This is a genomic window from Streptomyces sp. NPDC056061 (genome assembly GCF_042266885.1).
GTDB lineage: Bacteria > Actinomycetota > Actinomycetes > Streptomycetales > Streptomycetaceae > Streptomyces.
In genome coordinates, this window is sequence record NZ_JBHJWQ010000003.1 from 442,918 (window position 1) to 464,104 (window position 21,187).

At 72.3% G+C, this 21,187-nt stretch carries 12 protein-coding genes; 5 read left to right on the forward strand and 7 right to left on the reverse strand.

Annotation, left to right across the window (positions count from 1 at the left end; all coding sequences use genetic code 11):
* The first annotated feature begins 239 nt into the window (after positions 1–239).
* Positions 240–548, forward strand: coding sequence for a thioredoxin family protein (locus ACFC79_RS08040; RefSeq protein WP_376236636.1), 309 nt, complete (start codon positions 240–242; stop codon positions 546–548).
* Positions 549–748: 200 nt separating this feature from the next.
* Here ACFC79_RS08040 and ACFC79_RS08045 read toward each other — a convergent pair whose 3' ends face one another.
* The 4 genes from ACFC79_RS08045 to ACFC79_RS08060 form a co-directional block, all read right to left on the reverse strand.
* Positions 749–2,353 (reverse strand): PrsW family intramembrane metalloprotease, encoded by a 1,605-nt coding sequence (locus ACFC79_RS08045; protein ID WP_376236639.1) that lies wholly within the window; start codon positions 2,351–2,353, stop codon positions 749–751.
* A 299-nt stretch (positions 2,354–2,652) separates the two neighbouring features.
* Positions 2,653–3,552 carry a tRNA (guanosine(46)-N7)-methyltransferase TrmB gene (trmB, locus tag ACFC79_RS08050; RefSeq protein WP_376236642.1) on the reverse strand — a complete coding sequence of 300 codons (900 nt, stop codon included), beginning with the start codon at positions 3,550–3,552 and terminating at the stop codon, positions 2,653–2,655.
* On the reverse strand, positions 3,545–4,801 hold the full coding sequence (gene lhgO / locus ACFC79_RS08055) for an L-2-hydroxyglutarate oxidase (RefSeq protein WP_376236645.1): 1,257 nt from the start codon (positions 4,799–4,801) through the stop codon (positions 3,545–3,547). The genes trmB and lhgO overlap by 8 nt, the downstream gene beginning before the upstream one ends.
* A 108-nt stretch (positions 4,802–4,909) precedes the next feature.
* Entirely contained in the window at positions 4,910–6,694 is a 1,785-nt protein-coding gene (locus ACFC79_RS08060; RefSeq protein ID WP_376236646.1) for a sporulation protein, read from the reverse strand.
* Between the two features lie 1,637 nt (positions 6,695–8,331).
* On the opposite strand from ACFC79_RS08060, the gene ACFC79_RS08065 reads away from it, so the two are divergent.
* A complete protein-coding gene (locus ACFC79_RS08065) occupies positions 8,332–10,452 on the forward strand; it encodes an asparagine synthase-related protein (protein WP_376236648.1) in 2,121 nt (706 codons plus the stop codon).
* Between the two features lie 188 nt (positions 10,453–10,640).
* Here the strand turns inward: ACFC79_RS08065 and ACFC79_RS08070 are convergent, their stop codons facing one another.
* Together ACFC79_RS08070 and ACFC79_RS08075 are read right to left on the reverse strand one after the other, a co-directional pair.
* Entirely contained in the window at positions 10,641–12,695 is a 2,055-nt protein-coding gene (locus ACFC79_RS08070; protein ID WP_376236650.1) for a sigma-70 family RNA polymerase sigma factor, read from the reverse strand.
* Between the two features lie 822 nt (positions 12,696–13,517).
* Positions 13,518–14,477, reverse strand: coding sequence for a TetR/AcrR family transcriptional regulator (locus ACFC79_RS08075; protein WP_376236652.1), 960 nt, complete (start codon positions 14,475–14,477; stop codon positions 13,518–13,520).
* A 339-nt stretch (positions 14,478–14,816) separates the two neighbouring features.
* On the opposite strand from ACFC79_RS08075, the gene ACFC79_RS08080 reads away from it, so the two are divergent.
* Together ACFC79_RS08080 and ACFC79_RS08085 are read left to right on the forward strand one after the other, a co-directional pair.
* Positions 14,817–16,304 (forward strand): NAD(P)/FAD-dependent oxidoreductase, encoded by a 1,488-nt coding sequence (locus ACFC79_RS08080; protein ID WP_376236653.1) that lies wholly within the window; start codon positions 14,817–14,819, stop codon positions 16,302–16,304.
* Between the two features lie 413 nt (positions 16,305–16,717).
* On the forward strand, positions 16,718–18,586 hold the full coding sequence (locus tag ACFC79_RS08085) for a SpoIIE family protein phosphatase (RefSeq protein ID WP_376236655.1): 1,869 nt from the start codon (positions 16,718–16,720) through the stop codon (positions 18,584–18,586).
* A gap of 98 nt (positions 18,587–18,684) precedes the next feature.
* Here ACFC79_RS08085 and ACFC79_RS08090 read toward each other — a convergent pair whose 3' ends face one another.
* On the reverse strand, positions 18,685–19,974 hold the full coding sequence (locus ACFC79_RS08090) for an MFS transporter (protein ID WP_376236711.1): 1,290 nt from the start codon (positions 19,972–19,974) through the stop codon (positions 18,685–18,687).
* Between the two features lie 154 nt (positions 19,975–20,128).
* Between ACFC79_RS08090 and ACFC79_RS08095 the strand changes: the two genes are divergently transcribed.
* Complete coding sequence (locus ACFC79_RS08095; RefSeq protein WP_376236657.1) at positions 20,129–20,689, forward strand: MarR family winged helix-turn-helix transcriptional regulator; 561 nt, start codon at positions 20,129–20,131, stop codon at positions 20,687–20,689.
* Positions 20,690–21,187: the final 498 nt, after the last annotated feature.

The window sequence follows — 21,187 nt, forward strand, 5'->3', positions numbered from 1 at the left end:
CGTCTGCGGTCTGTGATCGGTCGTCTGCGGGCCGACCGAGCCGACTGGGTCGTGGCGCCGTCCCGTCGTCCCGGCCATCGGCCCCTCGTCGACGGCAGCGTCCGCCGCAGGAAGCCCGCACCCGACGGCCGCCCGCGCGGGGTGCTGTGCCGGGAAGCTCCGGCACAGCACCTGCCCCGCCTGTTCGGGGCCGCGCCCCTGCTCGGACCCGCCTCCCGAGACCGGTGCACCATGGGTCCGTGGACATCGAACTGCTCTACTTCGCGGGCTGCCCGAACTGGCACCTCGCACACGAACGTCTCCGCGAAGCTCTCACGGCCACAGGTCGCCCCGGCCTGGAGGTCGGCCTCCGCGCCGTCGAGACGGAGGAAGAGGCCCGGGACCTGCGGTTTCCCGGCTCACCCACGATCCGCATCGACGGACATGACCCTTTCCCCTCCGCGGCCCGGACCTACGGCCTGACCTGTCGGGTCTACGAGACGCCGGACGGCCTTGCCGGCGCTCCCACCACCGAACGGCTCGTCCAGGTGCTCACCGGCGAATCCTGAGGTCGGTGCGCCACTCCCCGGACTGCGGCGCATCCCGGAATCCGCCGCCGCGCTCCGGGACGTTCGCGCGGGAGCGGCGGGATGACGGCGGCCGCCGCACCGACACCGCGGACCGTTCGCCGTCCGGGGACCAGTTGCCGTCCGGGGACCAGCCGTCGTCCGGAGCCCTCGGCCGTGCGGTGCGTCGGAGTGCCGGGGCCTCAGCCCCGGACCGGCCCGTTCCCGGCCTGCTGCCGCGAGGGCAGCAGGTACGGATTGTGGGTGGCGTGGGGCTGCGGGTACGGGCTGTGGCCTGTGTGGGGCTGTGCGTACGGGGGGTGGCCGGTGTGGGGCTGCGGGTACGGTGCCGGGAACGCCCACGGGGGCGGTGCCGGGTACGACGGGCGCAGCCGACCCGTCGCCTGTGCCGCGTAGGCGAGGGCGGGAGCGGCCACGTCCCTGCGTTGCCAGAGGTGGTGCAGCAGCTCCAGCTCGCGTGCGGCGAAGTCCGGACCCACCGCCCCGCGGCGGGCCTGCCGACGGAGCGAGGCAAGTGACGTCGCGAATGATTCGTACTCGGCGACGGTCCGGGCGGCGGCCTTCCCCTCGGCCTTGATCTGCGCCTTCGTCCGCGCATCGGGGCCCGGCCCGTACACAGATGGGTGTCTCTGGCCGTACGCCGTCGGGTGTCCCGGGCTGCCGTACGGGCCTTCCCAGGCGTTCCCGGCCACGAGGACGTGCCGACGGGCGGCGTCCCGGGCCAGGCCGCGGGCCCGCATCGACGACAGGGCGAGCGGTTCGGCCGGAGTCAGCCATCCGGCCGCCGCGTAGGCGGGCAGTTCGGCGCCGAGCGTGCGCAGCTCCCGCTGTCGCGACCAGATCGCCAGCCAGGTCACCAGGCCGAAGACCGGGACCATGAACACTCCGTACACGGCGTAGAAGCCGTACGGACCGTAGGACGAGGACGCAGACCCGTTCCACAGCGCGTGCATGCCCATGGCGAGGACGAGGCCCAGCAGTGGCCATCCGACGCGACGGACCCGGTGGCGACGCGCACTGACGGCGGCGAGCCCGAAGCCGATGCCCGTCAGCACGGTGAAGAGCGGATGGGCGAATGGTGACATCACCGCCCGCACGAAGAATGTCGCGGCCGTCACGGAGACGACCCCGGAGGTGCCGATCTGCTGATCCTCGCCGAAGGCATTGCCCAGGTAGAGGATGTTCTCGGTGAAGGCGAACCCGCTCGCGGTGAATCCGGCGACGACCACACCGTCGACGATCCCGTTGAACTCGCGTCTTCGGAACAGGAAGACCAACAGGACCGCGGCGGCCTTGGCACTCTCCTCGACGACCGGCGCTATGACCGTGGCGCCGAGGGTGTCGGCGTTCGAGGGGTCCGCGGTGGCTATCCAGCGAGTCGCGAACGAATTCGCGGTCAGCGCGATCAGGGCGGCCGCGAACGCGCCCCAGGCGAAGGCGAACAGCAGATTCCGCCAGGGTGCGGGATCGACCCGGTCCAGCCAGCGGAACGCCGCCATCAGAAGGGGCACGGGCAGTACGGCGAGGCCCAGACCGACGAGGAACCCCTCGGTGCCCGTCTGATCGCGGACCAGGGCCAGGATCAGCAGGCCGCACAGCGCGAGCACGGTGCACACGCCCGCGATGCGGAACGTTCTGCTGCGCCACACCATGCCGACACGGCGCGGCCGGTACCGCCAATGCCTGCGCTCCGGCACGGCAGCCAGGATCTCGCCGACCCGCTGCTCCTCAAGGAGCGGGACGGTCGGCTGTGGCTGTCGTTGCTGGACAGACCTGTCGGTTACCACCCCATGACCCTAACCAGCGGCACCGACACTGGCCATGGGACACCGGACCGCCCCCTCCGCCCCTCCGCCCGCCCTGCCGCACGGCTTTGCCAGGCCGTGGAGCCCTTCCCGGCCGTGGGGCTCCGTTCGGCCGTACGGCTTCGCGCCGGGCCGTGGCACTCCGCCCGCCCGTAAGACGCCGCCAGGTCATGCGATGCCGCCAGGTCATGCGATGCCGCCGGGCCGTGGCACTTCGTCCGGCCGGCCGCAAGCCCTCTCCCGGTGCTGCCCGAGCCCGTCAGCGGTGGACGACGAGCCCGTCAGCGGCGGGTGAAGAGCAGGTCGTGGACGACGTGGCCCTTGTCGAGGCCCTGCCCCTCGAACCGGGTCAGCGGCCGGAACGCGGGTCGGGGGGCGTAACCGCCGTCCGCCCGGGTGTTCTCGAAGAGGGGGTGCGCGGTCAGCACCTGCAGCATCTGCTCCGCGTACGGCTCCCAGTCGGTCGCGCAGTGGACCAGGGCGCCCGGCTTCAGCCGCTGGGCCACCAGGTCGAGGAACTCCGGCTGGATCAGCCGCCGCTTGTGATGACGCTTCTTGGGCCAGGGGTCGGGGAAGTACACCCGCAGCCCGTCCAACGATTCCGGCTTCAGCATCTCGCGCAGCAGGATGATCGCGTCACCGTTGGCGACACGGATGTTGGAGAGGCCGTTCCGGTCCGCGAGGCCGAGCAGATTGCCCTGGCCCGGGGTGTGCACGTCGACGGCGAGGATGCCCGTGGCGGGATCGTCGGCGGCCATCTGCGCGGTGGCCTCGCCCATGCCGAAGCCGATCTCCAGCACGACCGGGAGCCCGTCGAACATCTCGGGCAGATCGAGCACCCGCTGCCCGTCGATGTCCAGGCCCCACTGGGGCCAGAGCCGCACCAGGGCCTCTTCCTGGCCGGGCGTGACGCGGCTGCGACGCGGCTGGAAGCTGCGGATGCGGCGCTCGTGGTGCGATCCGGCCGGATCGACGGCGGGCCCGCCGGGGAAGCGCGGCTCCTGGCGCAGCCTGCGCTGCCGCTCCAGGGCGGCGGCGCGCAGGTCGTCGGTGATCCCGGCCGCGGCCTCGTCGCGCGTGGCGGCGGAAGGACCTGCGGCGGAATCCGTGGCGGGGCGCGTCGCGGAATCCGCGGGGCGGTCCGCAGCGGGACGCGCGGAGGGGTTCAAGGGCTCAGACACAATGCCCCGATTCTACGGCGGGCGGTCTCCATCCCGTTTCCCGCGCCCGGAGCAGTGCCCTGCGTGCCACCTCCCGCCCGATGGGCAGGGAGGCCGTGGCGGCGGGCGACGGGGCATTCAGTACGTGGACGGTGTGCGGGGCCTCGCGGATCAGGAAGTCGTCCACCAGGGTGCCGTCGCGCAGCACCGCCTGGGCCCTGACCCCGGCCGGTGCGGGCCGCAGATCGGCCTCCGTGACATCGGGCAGCAGGCGCTGCACGGCCGCCGTGAACGCGTGCTTCGACAGCGAACGCCGCACCTCGCCCGCGCCGTACCGCCAGTGCCGGCGGGCGATCTGCCAGGTGCCCGGCCAGGCCAGCGTGTCGGCGAGCTCGCGCGGGCGCACGACGGGCCAGGCGTAGCCCTCGCGGGCCAGCGCCGGAACCGCGTTCGGGCCGACGTGGACGCCGCCGTCGTGGCCCCGGGTCAGGTGCACCCCGAGGAACGGGAACGCCGGATCGGGCACCGGATAGACCAGGCCACGCACCAGCTCGGGCCGCGCCAGCTCGTAGTACTCCCCCCGGAACGGGACGATCCGCATGCCCGGGTCGTCCCCCGCGAGCCGGGCCACCCGGTCGCAGTGCAGCCCCGCGCAATTGACCAGCACCCGGGCGCGCACCACCGTGCCGTCCGCCAGGAGGACGGCGGCACCCCAGGGACGCCGGTCGATGGAGACGACCTCGGAGCCGTAGCGGATCGTCCCGCCCGCCGCGCGGGTCTCGGCGGCGAAGCGTTCCGCGACCGCCGCGAAGTCGCACACCCCGGTCGTCCCCACCCGGATCGCGGCGAGTCCGCGCACCCGTGGCTCGTACTCGGTGATCTGGGCGGGGCCCAGCTCGCGCACCGGCAGCCCGTGCTGCCGGCCGCGCTGGACCAGCGCGTGCAGTCGGGGCAGCTCGGACCGCTCGGTCGCCACGATCAGCTTGCCGGTCACCGCGTGCGCCATGCCGTGCTCGGCGCAGAACTCCACCATCTCGGCGGCACCGCGCAGCGCGTAGCGGGCCTTGAGCGAGCCGGGTGGGTAGTAGATGCCGCTGTGGATCACTCCGCTGTTGCGCCCGGTCTGGTGGCGGGCGGGGCCGGGCTCCTTCTCCAGCACCGTCACCCGGGTGCCCGGAGCGGCACGCGTGAGGGCATACGCCGTGGACAGGCCGACGATTCCGCCGCCGATCACCAGCACGTCGCAGTCGTACGCCGCGTGCTTCATCACGCCACCTCCCACCCCCGATAGTGCCCTGACCCACTGACAACGCGCTCAAACCGGCGAAGCCGAACACGGTGCGTATCGACGCGCGTCGCCCGGTGCGGCACGGCCCCGTCAGGCGGGCGCCACCAGCAGCGGCCGGGCCCGCTCGCGCAGCTCGGCGACGCGCGGTTCGTGCCCGTACGGTTCGAGTCGGTGCAGCAGGTCCCGTACGTACTCCGTGGTCCGTGCGGAGGAGATGCGGCCCGCCACCTCGATCGCGCGTGTGCCCGCCGCACAGGCCGCGTCCAGGTTCCCGGATTCCAGCTCGGCCACCGCTCCCACCACGAGCCGCAGCCCGTGCGAGCGGACGAATTCCTCGGTGGGCCGGGACAGGGCCTGCTCGGTGAAGCGCCGTACCTGCCGGGGCGCCTTCAGATCGAGGTGGCACTCCGCCGCGTCGGCCGCGAACCTGTCGTACGAGTAGAAGCCCAGCCACGACGGATCCGCGTCGCCGTGCCGGGAGCGCTCCAGCCAGCCCTCGGCCGCCTTCAGCGCCGCCCCCGCGGCCGGTGCGTCGTTCGCCTTCGCGTGGGCGCGCGCCTCCACCAGGCGGAAGAAGCTCATGGTGCGGGCCGTGGCGAGCCCCCGGTTGCGTTCGACGGCCGCCTGGGCGAGATCGACCCCCTCGTCGGCGAAGCCGCGGTAGGTCGCCTGCAACGACATCGAGGCGAGGACATACCCACCGAGCGGGACGTCGGCGGCGGCACGGGCGAGCCTGAGCGCCTGGATGTAATAGCGCTGGGCGGCCTCCTGCTGGCCGGTGTCGAAGGCCATCCACCCGGCGAGCCGGGTCAGCTCCGCAGCCGCGCCGAAGAGCGCCCTGCCCACCTCGTCGCTGTACGAACCGAGCAGCAGCGGCGCCGCGTCGACTCGTAAGCACTCGGGGACCATGGAGGAACGCCAGTCCCCACCACCGTACTTGGAGTCCCAGCGGCGGGCGTCCTGGGCCGCCTCGCGCAGCTTGGCGACGTCGCTGTGGCCGACCCGCAGCGGCGAGATGTCGCTGGTGACCGGATGCGGGTGGGGGGCCGGTCCCGGATGCGGGGCGGTTTTGGACGCGGACGGGTGCTGCGGGCCGGGCTGGGCGGGGATGGCCGCCGCCCGGGGCGCCCCGGGCGCTTCCAGTGTTCCGAGACCGGTCCGGTCCGCCCGTGTCCCGGGGCCTGTGCCGCCCTCCGACTGCCTGTGGGCGTCGGGGGACCCGGCCGGGCCGGGCGCGGCAGGTGCGTCGGGTGTGCTCGCCGAGCCCGGTGCCGCGGGGGCGGCGGGAGCGGTCCCGGTGCTCCTCCCCGTCGCGCCGGGGGTCTTGTGCGCCCCTGCATCGGGGCGTGCGCCCCCTGCTGCCCGGGAACCGGGGACGGCTGTCCGGGCGGCGGTCGCGTCACGCTCCACCGAGGGGTCGGCGGGGGATATCAGCCAGCGGGACGCGGGCGTCGCGTACGCGCTCACCGAGAACGAGCCCGCGAGCGACTGCCAGATCCCGCCACTGCCCGCCCGCCGCCCGGCCAGATCCAGCCGGTACAACTCGGTCGCGGAACGGACCGCTTCGGCCACATCGCGGGGGAAGGCCAGGCCGACCTCGGGCGCCGGATCGGCGTCCGCGAGCCCGATCTCGTGCAGCGGGACCGGCCGGCCGAGCTTGGCACCGATCGCCGCCGCGATGAGATGGGGTGCGGCACCCTGCGGCACCATGCCCTTGGAGACCCAGCGGGCCACCGAGGTCTTGTCGTACCGGAGAGTCAGGCCGCGCTGCGCCCCGAGGTCGTTGACCCGCCGGGCGAGTCCGGCGTTGCTGATTCCCGCGAGGGCGAGAACGGTTCCGAGCTTCTCGTTCGGCCCTCGTTGCTCCCTGGACATGCGTCACCCCTCGACACACAGACGGCCGCCGCGTCACCGTTGCGGTGCGCGGCATTCGTACTGTGTCCTCCCCAGGGACGAACCCCGGCACTCGGGCCGCACACGCAATTGGCCGAGCCCCGAGGAATATGCCTCCTGCCGAGAACCTCAGTAAACACAGCGTAGTTCGCCGCATCCCTACCGTTAAGGGGCAGACGTCCGTATGGCGGGAATGTTGTCCGTGCGGACCCACGCGGATCCGTGCGGACGCGAGTGGCCCGGGTCGTTGCACGCGGTGTTCTTCTCCGGGTTCGGATCGAGGGCCTGCCCGGGGTTCGGTTCGGGCACTGCTCGCGAGTGTCCGCTGTCCGGTTCCGCAGTCGCGGCAAGCGGTTCCCGCGCGTGGGTCTCACGGGCGGGTTTCCCGGGGGCGGGGGCGCGGCGGACGTGGGACGGGGGTGACGGGATGTCCCGCCGGGCGCCCCGTCCGTGCGCTCCCCGAGCCGACGTTCGCGCAGCGTGGAGGCGGTGCCGGACGCGTTTCGCACGTGCCCCTGGCGTGTGGCCGTGCGCCCGGCCGTGCGCTCTCGTCGGGCCGTTTCGGAAGGGATTCCATGGTTGCTGCGTGGGTCGGCCCGCTGCAAGAGAAGCGGCGGGCTGGGGGACACTGCCGCCTCATTCCCCGCAGGCGGCGGACCGGTCCGGGGGGCGGACGAACGCCTCCCGGACCGTGCGTGGAAAACGGAGCGGCGCCGGTGTGCGGCCGGTGCCGGGCGCTGCGGGGCCGAGGTGGGGCGGGTGTGTGCGGGGGGTTCGGCGGGTTCGGGAGGCGGAGGCCCGGGGGCGGGAGTGAAGTTCGGGAGTGGGGTGCGGGAGGCGGGTCCCGGGTGCGGATGCGGACGTCGGGGCGCGGCGGGGAGGGGCGTCGGAATGGTCCGGGGGTGGGACCGGGGCGGGGGCGTCGGTGACCGGTGTACTACCCGCATTGGCCCCGGGGTGCTCTCCGGAGTGTTCCTCGGGGAGTTCTGAGGGCCCGGCGGGGATGGTTGCGGCCGGTGACGAACAAGAGGGATGAAAACAGGAGGAATGCGTGGGAGAGGGACTTGTGGACGGCTCGGGAGGAGTCGTGGAATGAAGTGGGGTGTATCGGGGGATATGGTGCGGCGAGTTCCTCGTCGGCGCGTTCCCACATGCTTCAAGATTGGCTGAAAATCATCGGTTGGTCGCGGTTGGGTCGATCGGGGCGCGGACATCTCGTCGACACGCCCGGAGTTACTCGGTATCGGCCCGTGGTCGGGTCGTCGCCGACTCGGGTAATGGCCGAATTTCTGCTGGTGAGTGCGACCCCTCCCAGGTAGGCAACGCCGGTTATTCATAAGGCTGTTGATGTTTGGGCGCCAATGAAGGGCCGGACGCCCCTTCCTTCCGGTGCTGTCCCGGCATCGCGTCGCCCGCGGGTGGACGGCCGCCTCGGCCCGGCTTCCGAGCGTGCGGGACCGGCATGCGCCAGGGGCGCATGCCGGTCCGACGTGCGCCCTCGGCAACCCCTCCGGCTCGCGTCTGTCGTGGCAGCATGTTCGCAACGACGGCGCGCGCCACCGGAGTTCTCCCGACGTATCCCCGCTGCGCCGTCCTGTCCACAGCCTGTGGAGGCGGCGATGCGTTGGTTGGTGGGGTGGAGCAGTATCGCCGCACGATTCGGCACGGCCGGTGCGGTCGGCGCCGCGGACGAGGGGCGCACCGTGCAGCCCGTCGGCTCCCAACTCCTGTGGGGCGACCCCGATCCGCTGTGGGCCGTGGGCGACTGGCGCCCGGACGAGATCCGTATCAGCACGGTCGAAACGGCCGAGGGCACGCCCACCGCCCGGCTCGCCGTCCTCGGCTGCTGCAGCGCCACCGACGAACAGCTGAGGGTCGGTCTCCTCGCGGCCCGCGGCGGAGCGTTGCGCCATCTCACCGCCTGGCCCGGCAGCTACACGGCCGTCGTCCAGGTCGGTCGACGGATCACCGTCATCGGCGACCTCGCCGGAGCGCGCCCGGTCTTCCACACCCCCTGGGCCGGTGGCACGGCGTACGCCACCGCCGCGCTCCCGCTCGCCGATCTCGTCGAGGCGCAGCTGGACATCGGCCACCTTGCCGCCCTGCTCGCCTGCCCCGAAACCCCGGAGGCGCTGCGCGACAGCACCCCGTACGAGGGCGTGACGCGCATCCCGCCGGGCCACGCGCTCATCCTCCGCGAGGGCTCGCGCGAGATCACCGGGTACGAGGCGGTGGCCTCGCTCGCCGTCGCCGCGCCCGAACTCGATCCGGTGAGTGCCGTCGACGGAGTGCGCGACGCCCTGGTCGACGCGGTGCGTGCCAGGCTCACGGCCCCGCGCCATGCCCCCGAGACCCTGCCGCCCGACCCCGGACCGGTCCCCGGCATGGGGCCCGCCGAACGGCGCGCGGCGCGTGGCGCGCCCGTCCCCGGCATCGGCGCCGACCTCTCCGGAGGCAGCGCCTCCGCCACGCTCGCCCTGCTCGCGGCCGGGCTGCCCGGGCTGCCCGGGCTGCCCGGAAGCCTCCTCGGCCACGGTGCGGGCGCGGGGGAGCGCCTGCTCGCCGTCACCTTCAACGACCTCACCGCGAGCGGACACGAGGACGAACTCGAACGTGCTCGCGTGATCGCCGCCAACCCGCGCCTGCACCACGTCGTCGTGGCCGCCGGGGAGGAGGCGTTGCCCTACGCCGATCTGGGCGCCGGCCCGCTCACCGACGAACCCGCCCCGTCCCTCGTCTTCGCCGAGCGCCACCGCCGCCGCCTCGCCTCGGGAAGTGCCGACCACCTCGTCGGCGGAGGGGCCCGGCAGGTCCTCGATGCCCACCCCGCACGCCTCGCCGACCTGCTGATGGACAGGCGCCGAAGGCATCTGCTGCGTCCGGTCGCGGCGCTCGCCAAGGCCGAGGGCCCCAGCGCGCACTCCCTCTTCGTGCCGTGGACCGTCTACCGGGCGGCCCGCCGCCTGTCCCGTACGTCGTACCGCAGTGGTCTGGAGGCGGCGGCATGGCGGCTGACCGGGGCCAACCGCCATGCCCCCGATCTCGACACCCCTGCCGATGCCTCGCTCGACGCACTCGCCTGGTCGCGGCCCGGACCCGCCGCCCGCTGGCTGACGGGGGAAGCTCTCGCCGAGGTGTCGGTCCGTCTCCAGGAGGCGGCGGTCCGGCCCGTCACCATCCAGCGGCCGGGCGAGGCCCGGGCCCGGGCGGCACTCGCGCGGTACGCCGCCGACCACCGGATCCTGGAGCAGGCCGCCGAGAACCGCAGCCAGCGACTGCACGCGCCCTTCCTCGACAACCAGGTCGTACGCGCCGCCCGCGCGCTCCCCGAATCGCTCCGGGTCCAACCGGGCGCCCGCGCCGCGATTCTGCGCCGGGTGCTGGCGGGCGCCGGCATCCATGACCTGCCGCCGGGCTGGGGCACCCCGTCCCTCGCCACCGCTCACGCGACCGCGCGCACCGGTCTGCGCGCCGCCCTCCCCGCCCTGATCGCCCTCTTCGACGCCCCGTTGCTCGCGGACGCCGGGCTGGTCGAGGCCCGTGTCGTGCGCGAGGCCCTGCGCGACGGCGCCGACGGCGCATCGCTCCCGTTGGACGGTCTGGCCCATCTCGCGTCCGTGGAACTCTGGTTAAGCCGTCTCATGTCACGGCGCGGCACCTGCTGGACGGGCACGGCGGCGACCCGGCGGCGCGCGGTCCCTCACGGGATCGTCCCGGCGCGACGAAGCCTGCAACGGTAGGGAACGGCGAGGCGCGATTCCGGCCATTGCGGGGTGCCGGCTGTTCCGCGGTGCCGGGTGCTCCGGTGTGCTCGGCGTCCTGGGGCGCTTGGTGTCCGACTGCGCGGGGCGTCCCGACGGTGCGAGAGTCTTCCGCGACCCGATCCCCGGAACCTGATCCCCGGGGTTCGGGCCCCCGCCCGAACCCCTCACCGGCAGTTGATGCCCGAATCCGCCCAGTCCGCGAGTGCCAGGCCGCCCCACGGGTGCGCCTGTTCGACGACGAGTCGGATCTTTTCCTGACCGGTGATGGCGACTGCGACGGGCATGGCCGGGTCACCGCCCTTCATCACCGGGGACCGCCACAGCCGCGTCCCATCACCGCCGACGACGGAGAAGCGCACCGAGCCCAGCCCCAACATCATGTCGTCGACCCCGACCATGGCCTCGTACCGGGAGCACTGCCGGTTCAGCTGGATGGTGACCGAGGACCGCCCGTGGACGGTCACGCCGTGGGCGTACCGCGTGGATCCGATCGACAGATTGGACCGCTGCCAGACCCAGCTGCTCTCGCCGATCACCACTTCGGGTTCGGTGTGGTCGCCGAGCTCGGAGTATCGCAGTTCGCTCAGGCGGTAGACGGTGGGCGGGGGCGGAGGAGTCGGGGACGGCGGCTTCGGGTCCGAGGGCTCCGGGGACGGCGGCTTCGGGGACGGCGGCTTCGGGTCCGACGGCTCCGGGCCCGACGGCTTCGGCGAAGGTGGTGGTGGCGGCGGTGTGAGGGTGGGTGCGGACGTGCGGGTGGGCTCGGGAGTGGGCTTCGACGGGGGAGTCGGGGACGAAGCGGGTGGTGCGACCGGTGCGGCCGGTGCGGCCGATGCGGGCCCAGGTGGCTCGGGCTGCGGTGGCGTCGTCGGCTCCGCCGGTGCGGGCGCCGGTGCCGCGGGCGTTGTGACAGCCGGTTTGGCCGCGTTCCCCGCCACCGGCTTCGGCTCGCCGTCACCGGCCAGGCCCCAGGCCAGTCCTGCCGCCATGGCCATGGCGATCGCCGCCGCTACACCGACCTTCGCCGGCGCCCCGAGTCCTTCCGAGACCGCGGCAGCCCCCGTCGTACCGCCGGACGAGCTCCCGCCCGTCGCCGCCGCGGCGGTTCCCGCGCCGGCGGCCCCGGCCACGCCCCCGGCGACGATTCCGGCGGCCTTGAGCGAGTACCCGGCGGCGAACCAGCCGATGACCGCGACCGGCAGCAGCGCAGGGATGCCCGCATTGACGTGAGCCAGTTCGCCTGCGGCGAGGCGGCACTTCACGCACTCGTCGAGATGCCCCCGCAGGCCGCGCTCGGCCCGCATCCGGAGCCCGCCCCGGGCATACGCGCCGAGGCGGTCGGCGTAACGGGCGCAGTCCCCGCCGGAAGTGAGCGATTGGCTGACGTGGGCCTGGAGATATGCCTGCTTGAGGCCCTCGCGGGCCCTGCTGGCCAGGACCGCGGTGGCGTTGGCGGTCAGTCCGAACAACGGGGCGATCTCGCTGGGCGACTCCTCCTCGACGGTGGTGTGCCACAGCACCGCCTGCCAGCGTTCCGGCAGACTGCGGAAAGCCTGCATCGCCATGGACTGTTCGGCCTCGTGCATCGCCAGCACGTCCGCACCGAGATCGAGCGTCTCCAGGGCCGACACCTGGGAGGACTCGGATGCCTGGGTGGCGAACACGGCGAAGTCCTCGACCAGGTGCTCCCGTTTCGCGGTCTTGGTCCAGGCGGCTGCGACGTGTCGGACAGCCGTCATGAGGTAGGCCCGCACCGCCTCCTCGGGGCCCTTGCCCCTCCGTACCGCCTGCAGCGTGCGTGCGAAGACCTCGGCCGTCAGGTCGTCGGCGGTGTGCGCGTCCCGGCAGCAGGTCCGCGCGTAGCGGCGCACCGCGTCCGCATGCCGTTGGAACAGCTCCGCGTACGCGTGGTCGTCGCCGTTTCTCATCTGCTGGATGAGCTCGGCGTCCGAATACCCGGAACCGGAGGAGCCGGCGGCGCTGCCGCCCGCCCGCTGCATGGGCACCGCGGCGTCGGCCATGCCCCCGGCGTCGGCGCCCGCACCGGCGGGTGCCGACCACGGGCCCGGGAGGACCGTGCCGCCGTCGGCGTCACCACTTGAACGCCTGGGACCGCCCTGGCTCGGCACCTGCCGGGAGAAGCGGGCGTCGGCCCCTGTCACGCCGCCTGCGGCGGAGACATTGTCGAGCGCCTCTTCCTGCTGCCCGTCACCGCTCATCGCGAAAGCCCCCGTATGCGCTGTCGGACCCGAACATCGGGCAAGAGTGCCACATGGCGCAATCACGCCGAACCCCCAGGCTCGGCAACCACTCATCCGGGGCGTTCTTTAGGGTATGCGTGCGAATGAACACTCATCCGGGGAGTCTTCCGCGAAGGCCGGTTGCAAGCACACTCGGCGCGCGAAAGCCAGCGGGCAGCTGCCTCGTCGGCGGCGACCGGATCGTGTGTGGAAGAGGTGCGGGCCGGTCACGGGAGAGCGGATTCCGTACAGGGCGGAACGCGGAACGAGTACGGAACGAGCGCGTAACGGCCGTGAAATGGCCGCAAAATGGCCGTGGAGCGGCTTCGAAGCGGACGTGAATGGGCACCCCGCGACGAACGCGGGGCAGACGCCGTTACGGGGGCGAGGGCCGAGTTCGGCAGGCGGTCGGGGGACGCCGAGGACGAGGAGGAACGGGCCGGACGGCACGTGGCGGAGCAGGACCGGGCGGGAACGGACTCCGATCGAGCGACCGATCGAGACCCGCTAAATCGGGCCATTCCTTGGTACCCAGAGGCGCCGCGACATCGCCACGCCACTCCGCACAGCCGAACATCGCCCGTCGCCCGCCCGGACAGGCGACGGCGCGGAACAACCACGCACCGGATACCGCACACCTCGCATCGGACACGCGGACCCGGCAGGCCCCGGAACCGCGAACCCGTACCCGTACCCGTCACGTTCGGCACGGGAAGAAGTGAGGGCCTGTCGCGCACGTGCAACGGACCACGTGCGCGACAGACGCGCCAAGCACGCCGAGCGCGACGGAGGCTGCCCGGCCTACTCGGCCGGGCGGGAGCGCAGACCTTCCAGGAGGATGTCCAGCAGTCGGCTCGAAGCCGCCGCCTGCTGAGCCGCGTCGGGCAACGACGGCGCCGCCGTCGCGATGACCAGCAGGACGTCCGCGACCGTCACATCACGACGCAGCTCACCCGCCGCACGTGCCCGGTCCACGAGACGCCCGACTACCTCCAGCAACTCGCCCGCTCCGGCATCGTCACCGTCGGCGGCGGCCTCCGGGGCCGTACATGCCTCGGTCGGCCGAAGGCCGGCCTGGCCGGTGCCCTGCCGCTGCTGGGGCACCCGGGCCCCGTCCCGCGCACCCGCCGGAACGGGCACCGCGGCACCCGCCTCGCCGACCGGTATCGAGGCGTCCGTATCCGTACCGGCATCGGCGGTGTCGACCCCGACCCGAAGGACCTGCGGCGGCAGCAGCCGTCCCGCGCCGGAGGCCACGGACGTCCGCAGGAAGCGCGCCAGCGCCGACCACGGCTCCTCCTCCTGCCTCAGCGCGGTTCGCGCCTGGTCCGTCAGCCGGGCGGTCTCCTCCTCCGCTATCCGCCGGACCAGCACGTCCTTGCTCGGGAACCGTCGGTACACCGTGCCGACACCGACCCTGGCGCGACGCGCCACGTCCTCCATCGGGGCCCCGTACCCCAGCTCGCCGAACACCTCGCGCGCGGCACGCAGCACATGCTCCAGATTGCGCTGGGCATCCACGCGAAGCGGAGTCGACCGCCCGCTCGCGCCGCCCGCCCCGTTCGTACTGCTCGCCCCGTTCGCGCCGCTCGATCCGTTCGCTCCGGCCGACCCGGACTGCACGGGCGTGCCGACCGGCGTCATCGTTCCGACAGCGCCGACGGTCCCGGCCGTCCCGACCGGTCCGCTCCGTCCGTTTCCCTCGGACGAATGGGACGTAACCACCGCAGTGGTCTGCCAATGAGAATCCTGAATGTGCATGACTGTTCCCCCGGTTATGGCGTCTCCCCCCGGAGACTTCCCGCCGTTTGAGCCAGAGAGTGGATCACGGTCCCGACCCGGTACTCCGACGACATACGAACATAGTTGAGGCTGCGTCAATTCAGAAGAGGGTAGTTCCGCATGGGGTGCCCCCGATCGGAGCAAGAACCGGTCGGTCACCGAATCACCCTCCGGCCACGACCCCCGCGCCAAGCCCTGACCTGCGCGACTTCGACAACACCTCCGTGTGCGACGGCACCACGGCATCCGGAACCTCCGGTCACACAATTTGCCGGGGCTGTGGACAAACCCCTGAGGGCGTTGCGTCATGGGGTGGTGATGGCTTCAGATTCCGAGGGAACACCCCTCGGCCACCCGGCGTGCGTCCGCATTCTCGTCGTCGGCGGCGGCTACGTCGGGATGTACGCGGCGCTGCGCCTCCAGCGGAAGCTGAAGCAGCGGCTCAGAGCAGGCCGGGCCGAGATCGTCGTCGTCACGCCCGACCCCTATATGACGTATCAGCCGTTTCTGCCCGAGGCGGCGGCCGGTTCTCTCTCGCCGCGCCATGTCGTCGTACCGCTGCGCCGGGTGCTGGGGCACTGCCGGATCGTGATCGGTGAGGCGACGCGCATCGACCACGCCGGGCGCACGGCGACCGTGACCACGCTCGCCGGCGCGCAGGACGGCACCGGAGCCGTCGAGATCCCCTACGACGAACTCGTCCTCGCACCCGGTTCCGTCTCGCGCACCCTCCCGATCCCCGGTCTCGCCGACCACGGCATCGGTTTCAAGACCATCGAGGAGGCCATCGGCCTGCGCAACCACGTGATCGAGCAGATGGACATCGCCTCCGCCACCCGCGACCCGGCCATCCGCGACGCCGCCCTCACCTTCGTCTTCGTCGGCGGCGGCTACGCGGGCGTCGAGGCGCTCGCCGAGTTGGAGGACATGGCCCGCTACGCCGCGCGCCACTACCACAACATCGAGGCCGAGGACCTGAAGTGGATCCTCGTCGAGGCGTCCGACCGCATCCTCCCCGAGGTCGGCGACGTGATGAGCCGGTACGCGATCCGCGAACTGCGCGGCCGGAACATCGACGTACGCCTCGGCACCCGGCTGGATTCCTGCGAGGACCGCGTCGCCGTCCTGAGCGACGGCGCCCGCTTCCCGACCCGCACCCTCGTGTGGACCGCGGGCATCAAGCCCGCCCCGATCCTCGCCGCCACCGATCTGCCGCTCGACGAGCGGGGACGGGTCCGGTGCACGGCCGAGCTCGCCGTCGAAGGCGCCGCGCACGCCTGGGCGGCCGGGGACGCCGCGGCCGTACCCGACCTGACCTCCGCGGAGAAGGGCGGGCTGACCGCCCCCAACGCCCAGCACGCCGTGCGTCAGGCCAAGGTCCTCGCCGAGAACGTCCTCGCGTCGATCGACGGCGGCCCCCTCACGACGTACCGGCACGCCCATGCGGGTTCCGTCGCGTCGCTCGGCCTCCACAAGGGAGTGGCCCACGTCTACGGCCGCAAGCTGAAGGGGCGTCCGGCCTGGCTGATGCACCGCACCTACCACCTCAGCCGCGTCCCGACGTTCAACCGGAAGGCTCGCGTCCTGGCCGAATGGACGCTCGCCGGACTCTTCGCACGCGAGATCGTCTCCCTCGGCTCACTGGAACACCCGCGCGCCGAGTTCGAACGGGCCGCAGGAGGCAGGCGCCCCGGGCCGGGCGGCCCGCCGTCCACCGGCGGACCACCACGCCCCCGCAACCCCTCGGGGTCCGGCGGCCCCCGCAACCCCGCAGGACCCGACAGCCCGCGGCACAACGACAACTGACCGGCCGTCGGTCCCGCGCCTCACCCGACCGCGGCACGACCGTACCGACAACAGTCAGTACGGTCCGCCACACTGGACGTGTGACCATAGGTGGGCCCACATCTGCACAGAGTGACCCGGTCGGCAGTGACGAACAGTGAACAGCAGCGGCATCCTCGATGTCCGATACACAACAGACGCATCGGAGGCATCAGACGCGTGGGACGCACCGGTGACGCCGGATGCGTCGAAGGCGTCGGAGCCCTCTGACGCATCAGCGGCACGAACAGCGCGATGAGCCCCGGCTGTGCTCTCCCGGGACCGGTCCCGGACGGAACCGGCTGAGAGAACCGGAACCGGCGGGGGAAACCGGAACCAGCAGAGGAAGCAGCCCGCCCGAGCGGACCACACCGACACACGAGGCCAGAAATTCCGTGAACTTCACGCGCTGGAGCGCCCGCCTACCCGGAACGCAGCGTCGCGCCGCCGCTCGGGACGACCGCAGTCCCGTGCCCTCGGCCCGCGCCGAGTACGCACGGCCCGAGTCCGGGCCCCACCCGCCGGACGACGGCACGGGCACGGACATGCCGAGCGGTACGAACGGCGATTCGCCCGGCGGTACGAACGGCGGCACGAACGACGGTTCGTCCGGCCGCGCGAACGACGACGCGCACGGTCGATCCGCCGGAGCCGGTGCCCACCCCGGCCCGGAGGACCTCTCCGCGCGGGATTTGCTCGGCCGGCTTCCCGCGCTGGTGGCCCTGGTGTACGGCCCCGATCACCGGATCGCGTACGTGAACGACGCCTACACCGCGGCCTTCGGCCCACGCCCCGTCGGTGCCCCCGCCGCCGAGGCCATGCCCGAGCTGGCCGAACTCAGCCTGCTGCCCCTCATGGACCAGGTGCTGCGCAGCGGCACACCCCGCACGGTCAAGTCCCGCAAGGTCCGCAGCGGCAATTCGTACACCGTGACCTGCACCCCGGTGAACCGGCACAGCGGCACCGCGACGGACGCCCCCGCGAGGGGCCTGCCGAACGGGGGCGACCGGGACGGCCGTGCGAACAGAAGCAGGAAGAGGGACCGGGAACGAAACCGGGGCGGCGGCGCGGGCGAGCGCGGCGTGCTCGTGTACGCGGCCGACGTCACCGACCACGCCGAAGCCGCCGAGCGGCTCCGCGCCAGCGAACGCCGCCACCGCGAAACCGCCGTCACCCTCCAGCGCTCGCTGCTCCCGCAGGAACTGGAACAACCCGACGATCTGCGGATCGCCGCCACCTACCAACCCGGTGGCACCGACGCGGCGGTCGGCGGCGACTGGTACGACGTCATCACCCTCGGCGCCGGCCGCACCGCCCTGGTGATCGGGGACGTGATGGGACGCGGGGTGCGGGCCGCCGCCGTCATGGGGCAGCTGCGCACCGCCGTGCGCGCCTACGCCCGCCTCGACCTCCCGCCGCACGAGGTGCTCCAGCTCCTCGACGGCCTCGCCGCCGAGATCGACGCCAGCCAGATCGCCACCTGCGCCTACGCGGTCCACGACCCCAACGAGGGCCGGCTCGTCTACGCCTCCGCCGGACACCTCCCGATCCTGGTGTGCCACGAGGACGGCACGGTCCACCGCGCCGAGGACCCGACCGGGCCGCCGCTCGGCACCGGCGGCTGGATCCACACCTCGGGCACGATCGAGCTGCCGCCCGGTTCCACCGCGGTGTTCTACACGGACGGCCTGGTGGAACGCCGCAGCGAGGACATCGACGAGGGCGTCGCCGCGCTGGAACGCGCCCTCTCGGGCGCCAAGGGCGCGCCCCAGGTCGTCTGCGACCGGCTGATCCGTTCCCTCGGCGTCACCGCGGAGCACGACGACGACGTGGCGGTGCTGGTGGTCCAGCACCCCGCCCGGGCGGGAGCCGACGCGGAGCTGTTCCACAACGCCTCGCTCGACCTCCTCGGCGGCATCGAGGCCGCCCCGCGCGCCCGTGCCTTCGCGACCGGTGTCCTGACATCGTGGCGCTTCCCCGCCGAACTCCGCGACCTCGGCGTCCTCGCCGCCGGCGAGCTCGTCGCGAACTCCCTCCAGCACGGCACCCCGCCGATGCGCCTGGGTCTGCGCCGCACCGATCGCCGCCTGATCATCGAGGTGACCGACGGTGACGATCACCTGCCTCGGTTGCGGCGCGCCGAGCCCGGCGACGAAACGGGCCGCGGCATCTCCATCGTCGCGTCGATCGCCACGTCCTGGGGCAGCCGCCGCACACCGGGCGGCGGCAAGGCCGTCTGGTGCGAATTCGCACTGCCGCAGTGATGCGGAGGGGCCTGTCGTCAGTGAACGCGTAGGGGTCCTGTCGTCACACGACAGGACCCCTGCACGGAATTCGGCAACTCCGCCGACGGCGGAACGCCTCAGTGGACGGAGGGCACGGGGGCGGCCTCCGGCTTCGACACCGCCACCACCCTGGACGGCGCCGCTTCGAGCGACGGCTGGTCCTGGACCGGGGTGAGCCGTCGGCCGAGCCGCAGCGCCAGCACCGTGATGCCCAGCGAGAACAGCACGAACGTCACGATGTACGGCCCGTGCAGCGTCGCCCCCATCGGTCCGCCCACGGCCGGGCCGACCGCCAGCGCGAGCTGCTTGCACAGGGCGAAGGCGGAGTTGTACTGCCCGACCATCGCCTCCGGCGCCAGATCGGCGACCAGCGGTGCCACGGTCGGCGACAGCATGGACTCACCGAGCCCGAAGAGCGCGTACGTGGAGATCAACGCGGCCGTCGCCATGGTCTGGCTGCCGTGTCCGAGACCCGCGAAGCCCGCCACGGCCCAGGCGAAGGCCCAGATCAGCCCCACCAGAGCGATGACCCTGGTGCGCCGCCGACGCTCCACCAGCCGCAGCACGACGAACTGCGCGACGACGATGACGGCGGTGTTGGCGGCCAGCGCGATCCCGAGTGTGGAGGGCTGGATTCCGGCGGCCTCGGTGCCGTACGCCGCGAGCCCGGACTCGAACTGTCCGTAGCAGGCGAAGAACAGCACGAAGCCGAGCACACACAGCTGCACCATGGCCCGGTGCGACAGCAGCGCCCGCAGCCCGCCTTGTGCCTTGGACCCGTCGACGGGCCTGGCGTCGGAGAAGGAGGGGGTACGGGAGAGCCGGATGGTGGACGAGATGACACCGAGCACGACGAACATCGCGGCCTCGATGAGGAAGAGCAGGGTGAAGGTCTGCGGCCGGTCCGTGTCCACGATCTGCCCGCCGACCAGACCCCCGATGCCGAGCCCGAGGTTCTGCAGGAAGAACTGCATGGCGAAGGCGCGCGTCCGGTCGGCGGTGCTGGAGCACCACACGAGCATCGTGGCGAGCGCGGGCTGCATGACCGCCGTGCCCGCGCCGAGCACCGCTGCCGACAACACGGACGTCGTCACGCCCGACGACAGACCGAGGGCGACCGCGCCCAGGGTCGCGACGGCCGACGCGACGACCAGTACGGGCAGCGGCCCGCGCCGGTCGATGGCACGACCGGTGAACGGCAATACGGCGAGCGCCGCCATGGCGAAGACCGCCAGCACGACTCCCGCCGTACCGGCGCCAAGATCCCGTACCTGCGCCACATAGACATACAGGTACGGAACGGTGAACCCCAGCCCGAACGCGCTCAACGCGCTCCCCAGCTGGATCCGCCGCAGCGCTGCCCCCATCTCCCTGGTCACACTCACCTGCCTCAAGTCTCGAAGTGATCCGTCGAGCCATCCCAACGACTCGAACCCGAAGACTTTAGCACTAAACTTAGAAGCTCAACAATTCAGGCTGAAGGACTTCGATGGCTGTGGTGGGCGTGCGATACTGCCCGCCATGTCTGACACCACCGAGCAGCCCGGCGGCCCCCATGAGCCGAGCCTCGACGAGCAGATCGCCGCGTATCAGCGGGAGTTCCGCGACCTCGACCCCCAGGTCGAACAGGTCGTCTCGGCCCTGGGCCGGTTGAACCGCCGGATGAACGTGGCGTACGGGCGCCAGCTCGCCACCCTCGGCATCAGCAATGCCGAGTGGGAGGTCCTGAAGACGCTGGTGCTGGCCGGTTCCCCCTACCGCCTGGGCCCCGGGGAGCTCGCCAAGCGCCTCGGTCTCACGCCGGCCGCGATGACCCACCGCATCGATCGCATGGCGGGCGAAGGTCTGGTGACCCGGGACCGGGACGAGAACAACCGGGTGCGCGTGATCGTCGAGGTGACCGACGAGGGCCGTACGAAGTGGCTGGAGGCGATGCGCATGGCCACGGACTTCGAGGAGGACCTGCTCCAGGACCTCACGGCAGAGGAGCGGGGAGTCCTCGGCAACATGCTGATCCGTCTCCTGCGCCGCGTGGAACACGCCCAGCCGGACGCAGGCGGCCGCCTCACCGACCTGGACTGAGCGCTCCAGGGGCACGGTCTCCACCCGGGGGCTCCACCCGGGAAAACGGCTTGACCTGCCGAGGTTGACACATCCCGACCCCGTCCGTAAGGTTCTCCGAGTTGTCACCGGGCCGGAACGGTTCAGCGGCAACAAATCCCGCCGCGGACGCGGCAATCAAAACTCAGCACGATCTCCCAGCCGGGACAATTTCGGCATGCCGAAATTGATTTCGAAGACCCGATTATGAGTCGCCGAAAGAATCCGCTAGAGTTTTGGACGTCGGAACGGCCCAACGGCCGGGAGGACGAACCCCGCTGACTGGGAATCAGGCCCGAAAGGATCTGATAGAGTCGGACTCGCCGGAAAGGGAAACGCGAAAGCGTGGAACTGGAAAGCAACCCCGCTTCGGCCGGGGATCGGACACTGAAAAGGGTCTGATAGAGTCGGAAACGCAAGACCGAAGGGAAGAAGCCCGGAGGAAAGCCCGGAGAGTGTTTCGGGTGAGTACAAAGGAAG

Coding starts and splice junctions, on each gene's coding strand:
- ACFC79_RS08060 (WP_376236646.1), bottom strand. CDS start 6,694: ATGTCCAGGGAGCAACGAGGGCCGAACGAGAAGCTCGGAACCGTTCTC.
- ACFC79_RS08065 (WP_376236648.1), top strand. CDS start 8,332: ATGCGTTGGTTGGTGGGGTGGAGCAGTATCGCCGCACGATTCGGCACG.
- ACFC79_RS08070 (WP_376236650.1), bottom strand. CDS start 12,695: ATGAGCGGTGACGGGCAGCAGGAAGAGGCGCTCGACAATGTCTCCGCC.
- ACFC79_RS08075 (WP_376236652.1), bottom strand. CDS start 14,477: ATGCACATTCAGGATTCTCATTGGCAGACCACTGCGGTGGTTACGTCC.
- ACFC79_RS08080 (WP_376236653.1), top strand. CDS start 14,817: ATGGCTTCAGATTCCGAGGGAACACCCCTCGGCCACCCGGCGTGCGTC.
- ACFC79_RS08090 (WP_376236711.1), bottom strand. CDS start 19,974: ATGGGGGCAGCGCTGCGGCGGATCCAGCTGGGGAGCGCGTTGAGCGCG.
- ACFC79_RS08095 (WP_376236657.1), top strand. CDS start 20,129: ATGTCTGACACCACCGAGCAGCCCGGCGGCCCCCATGAGCCGAGCCTC.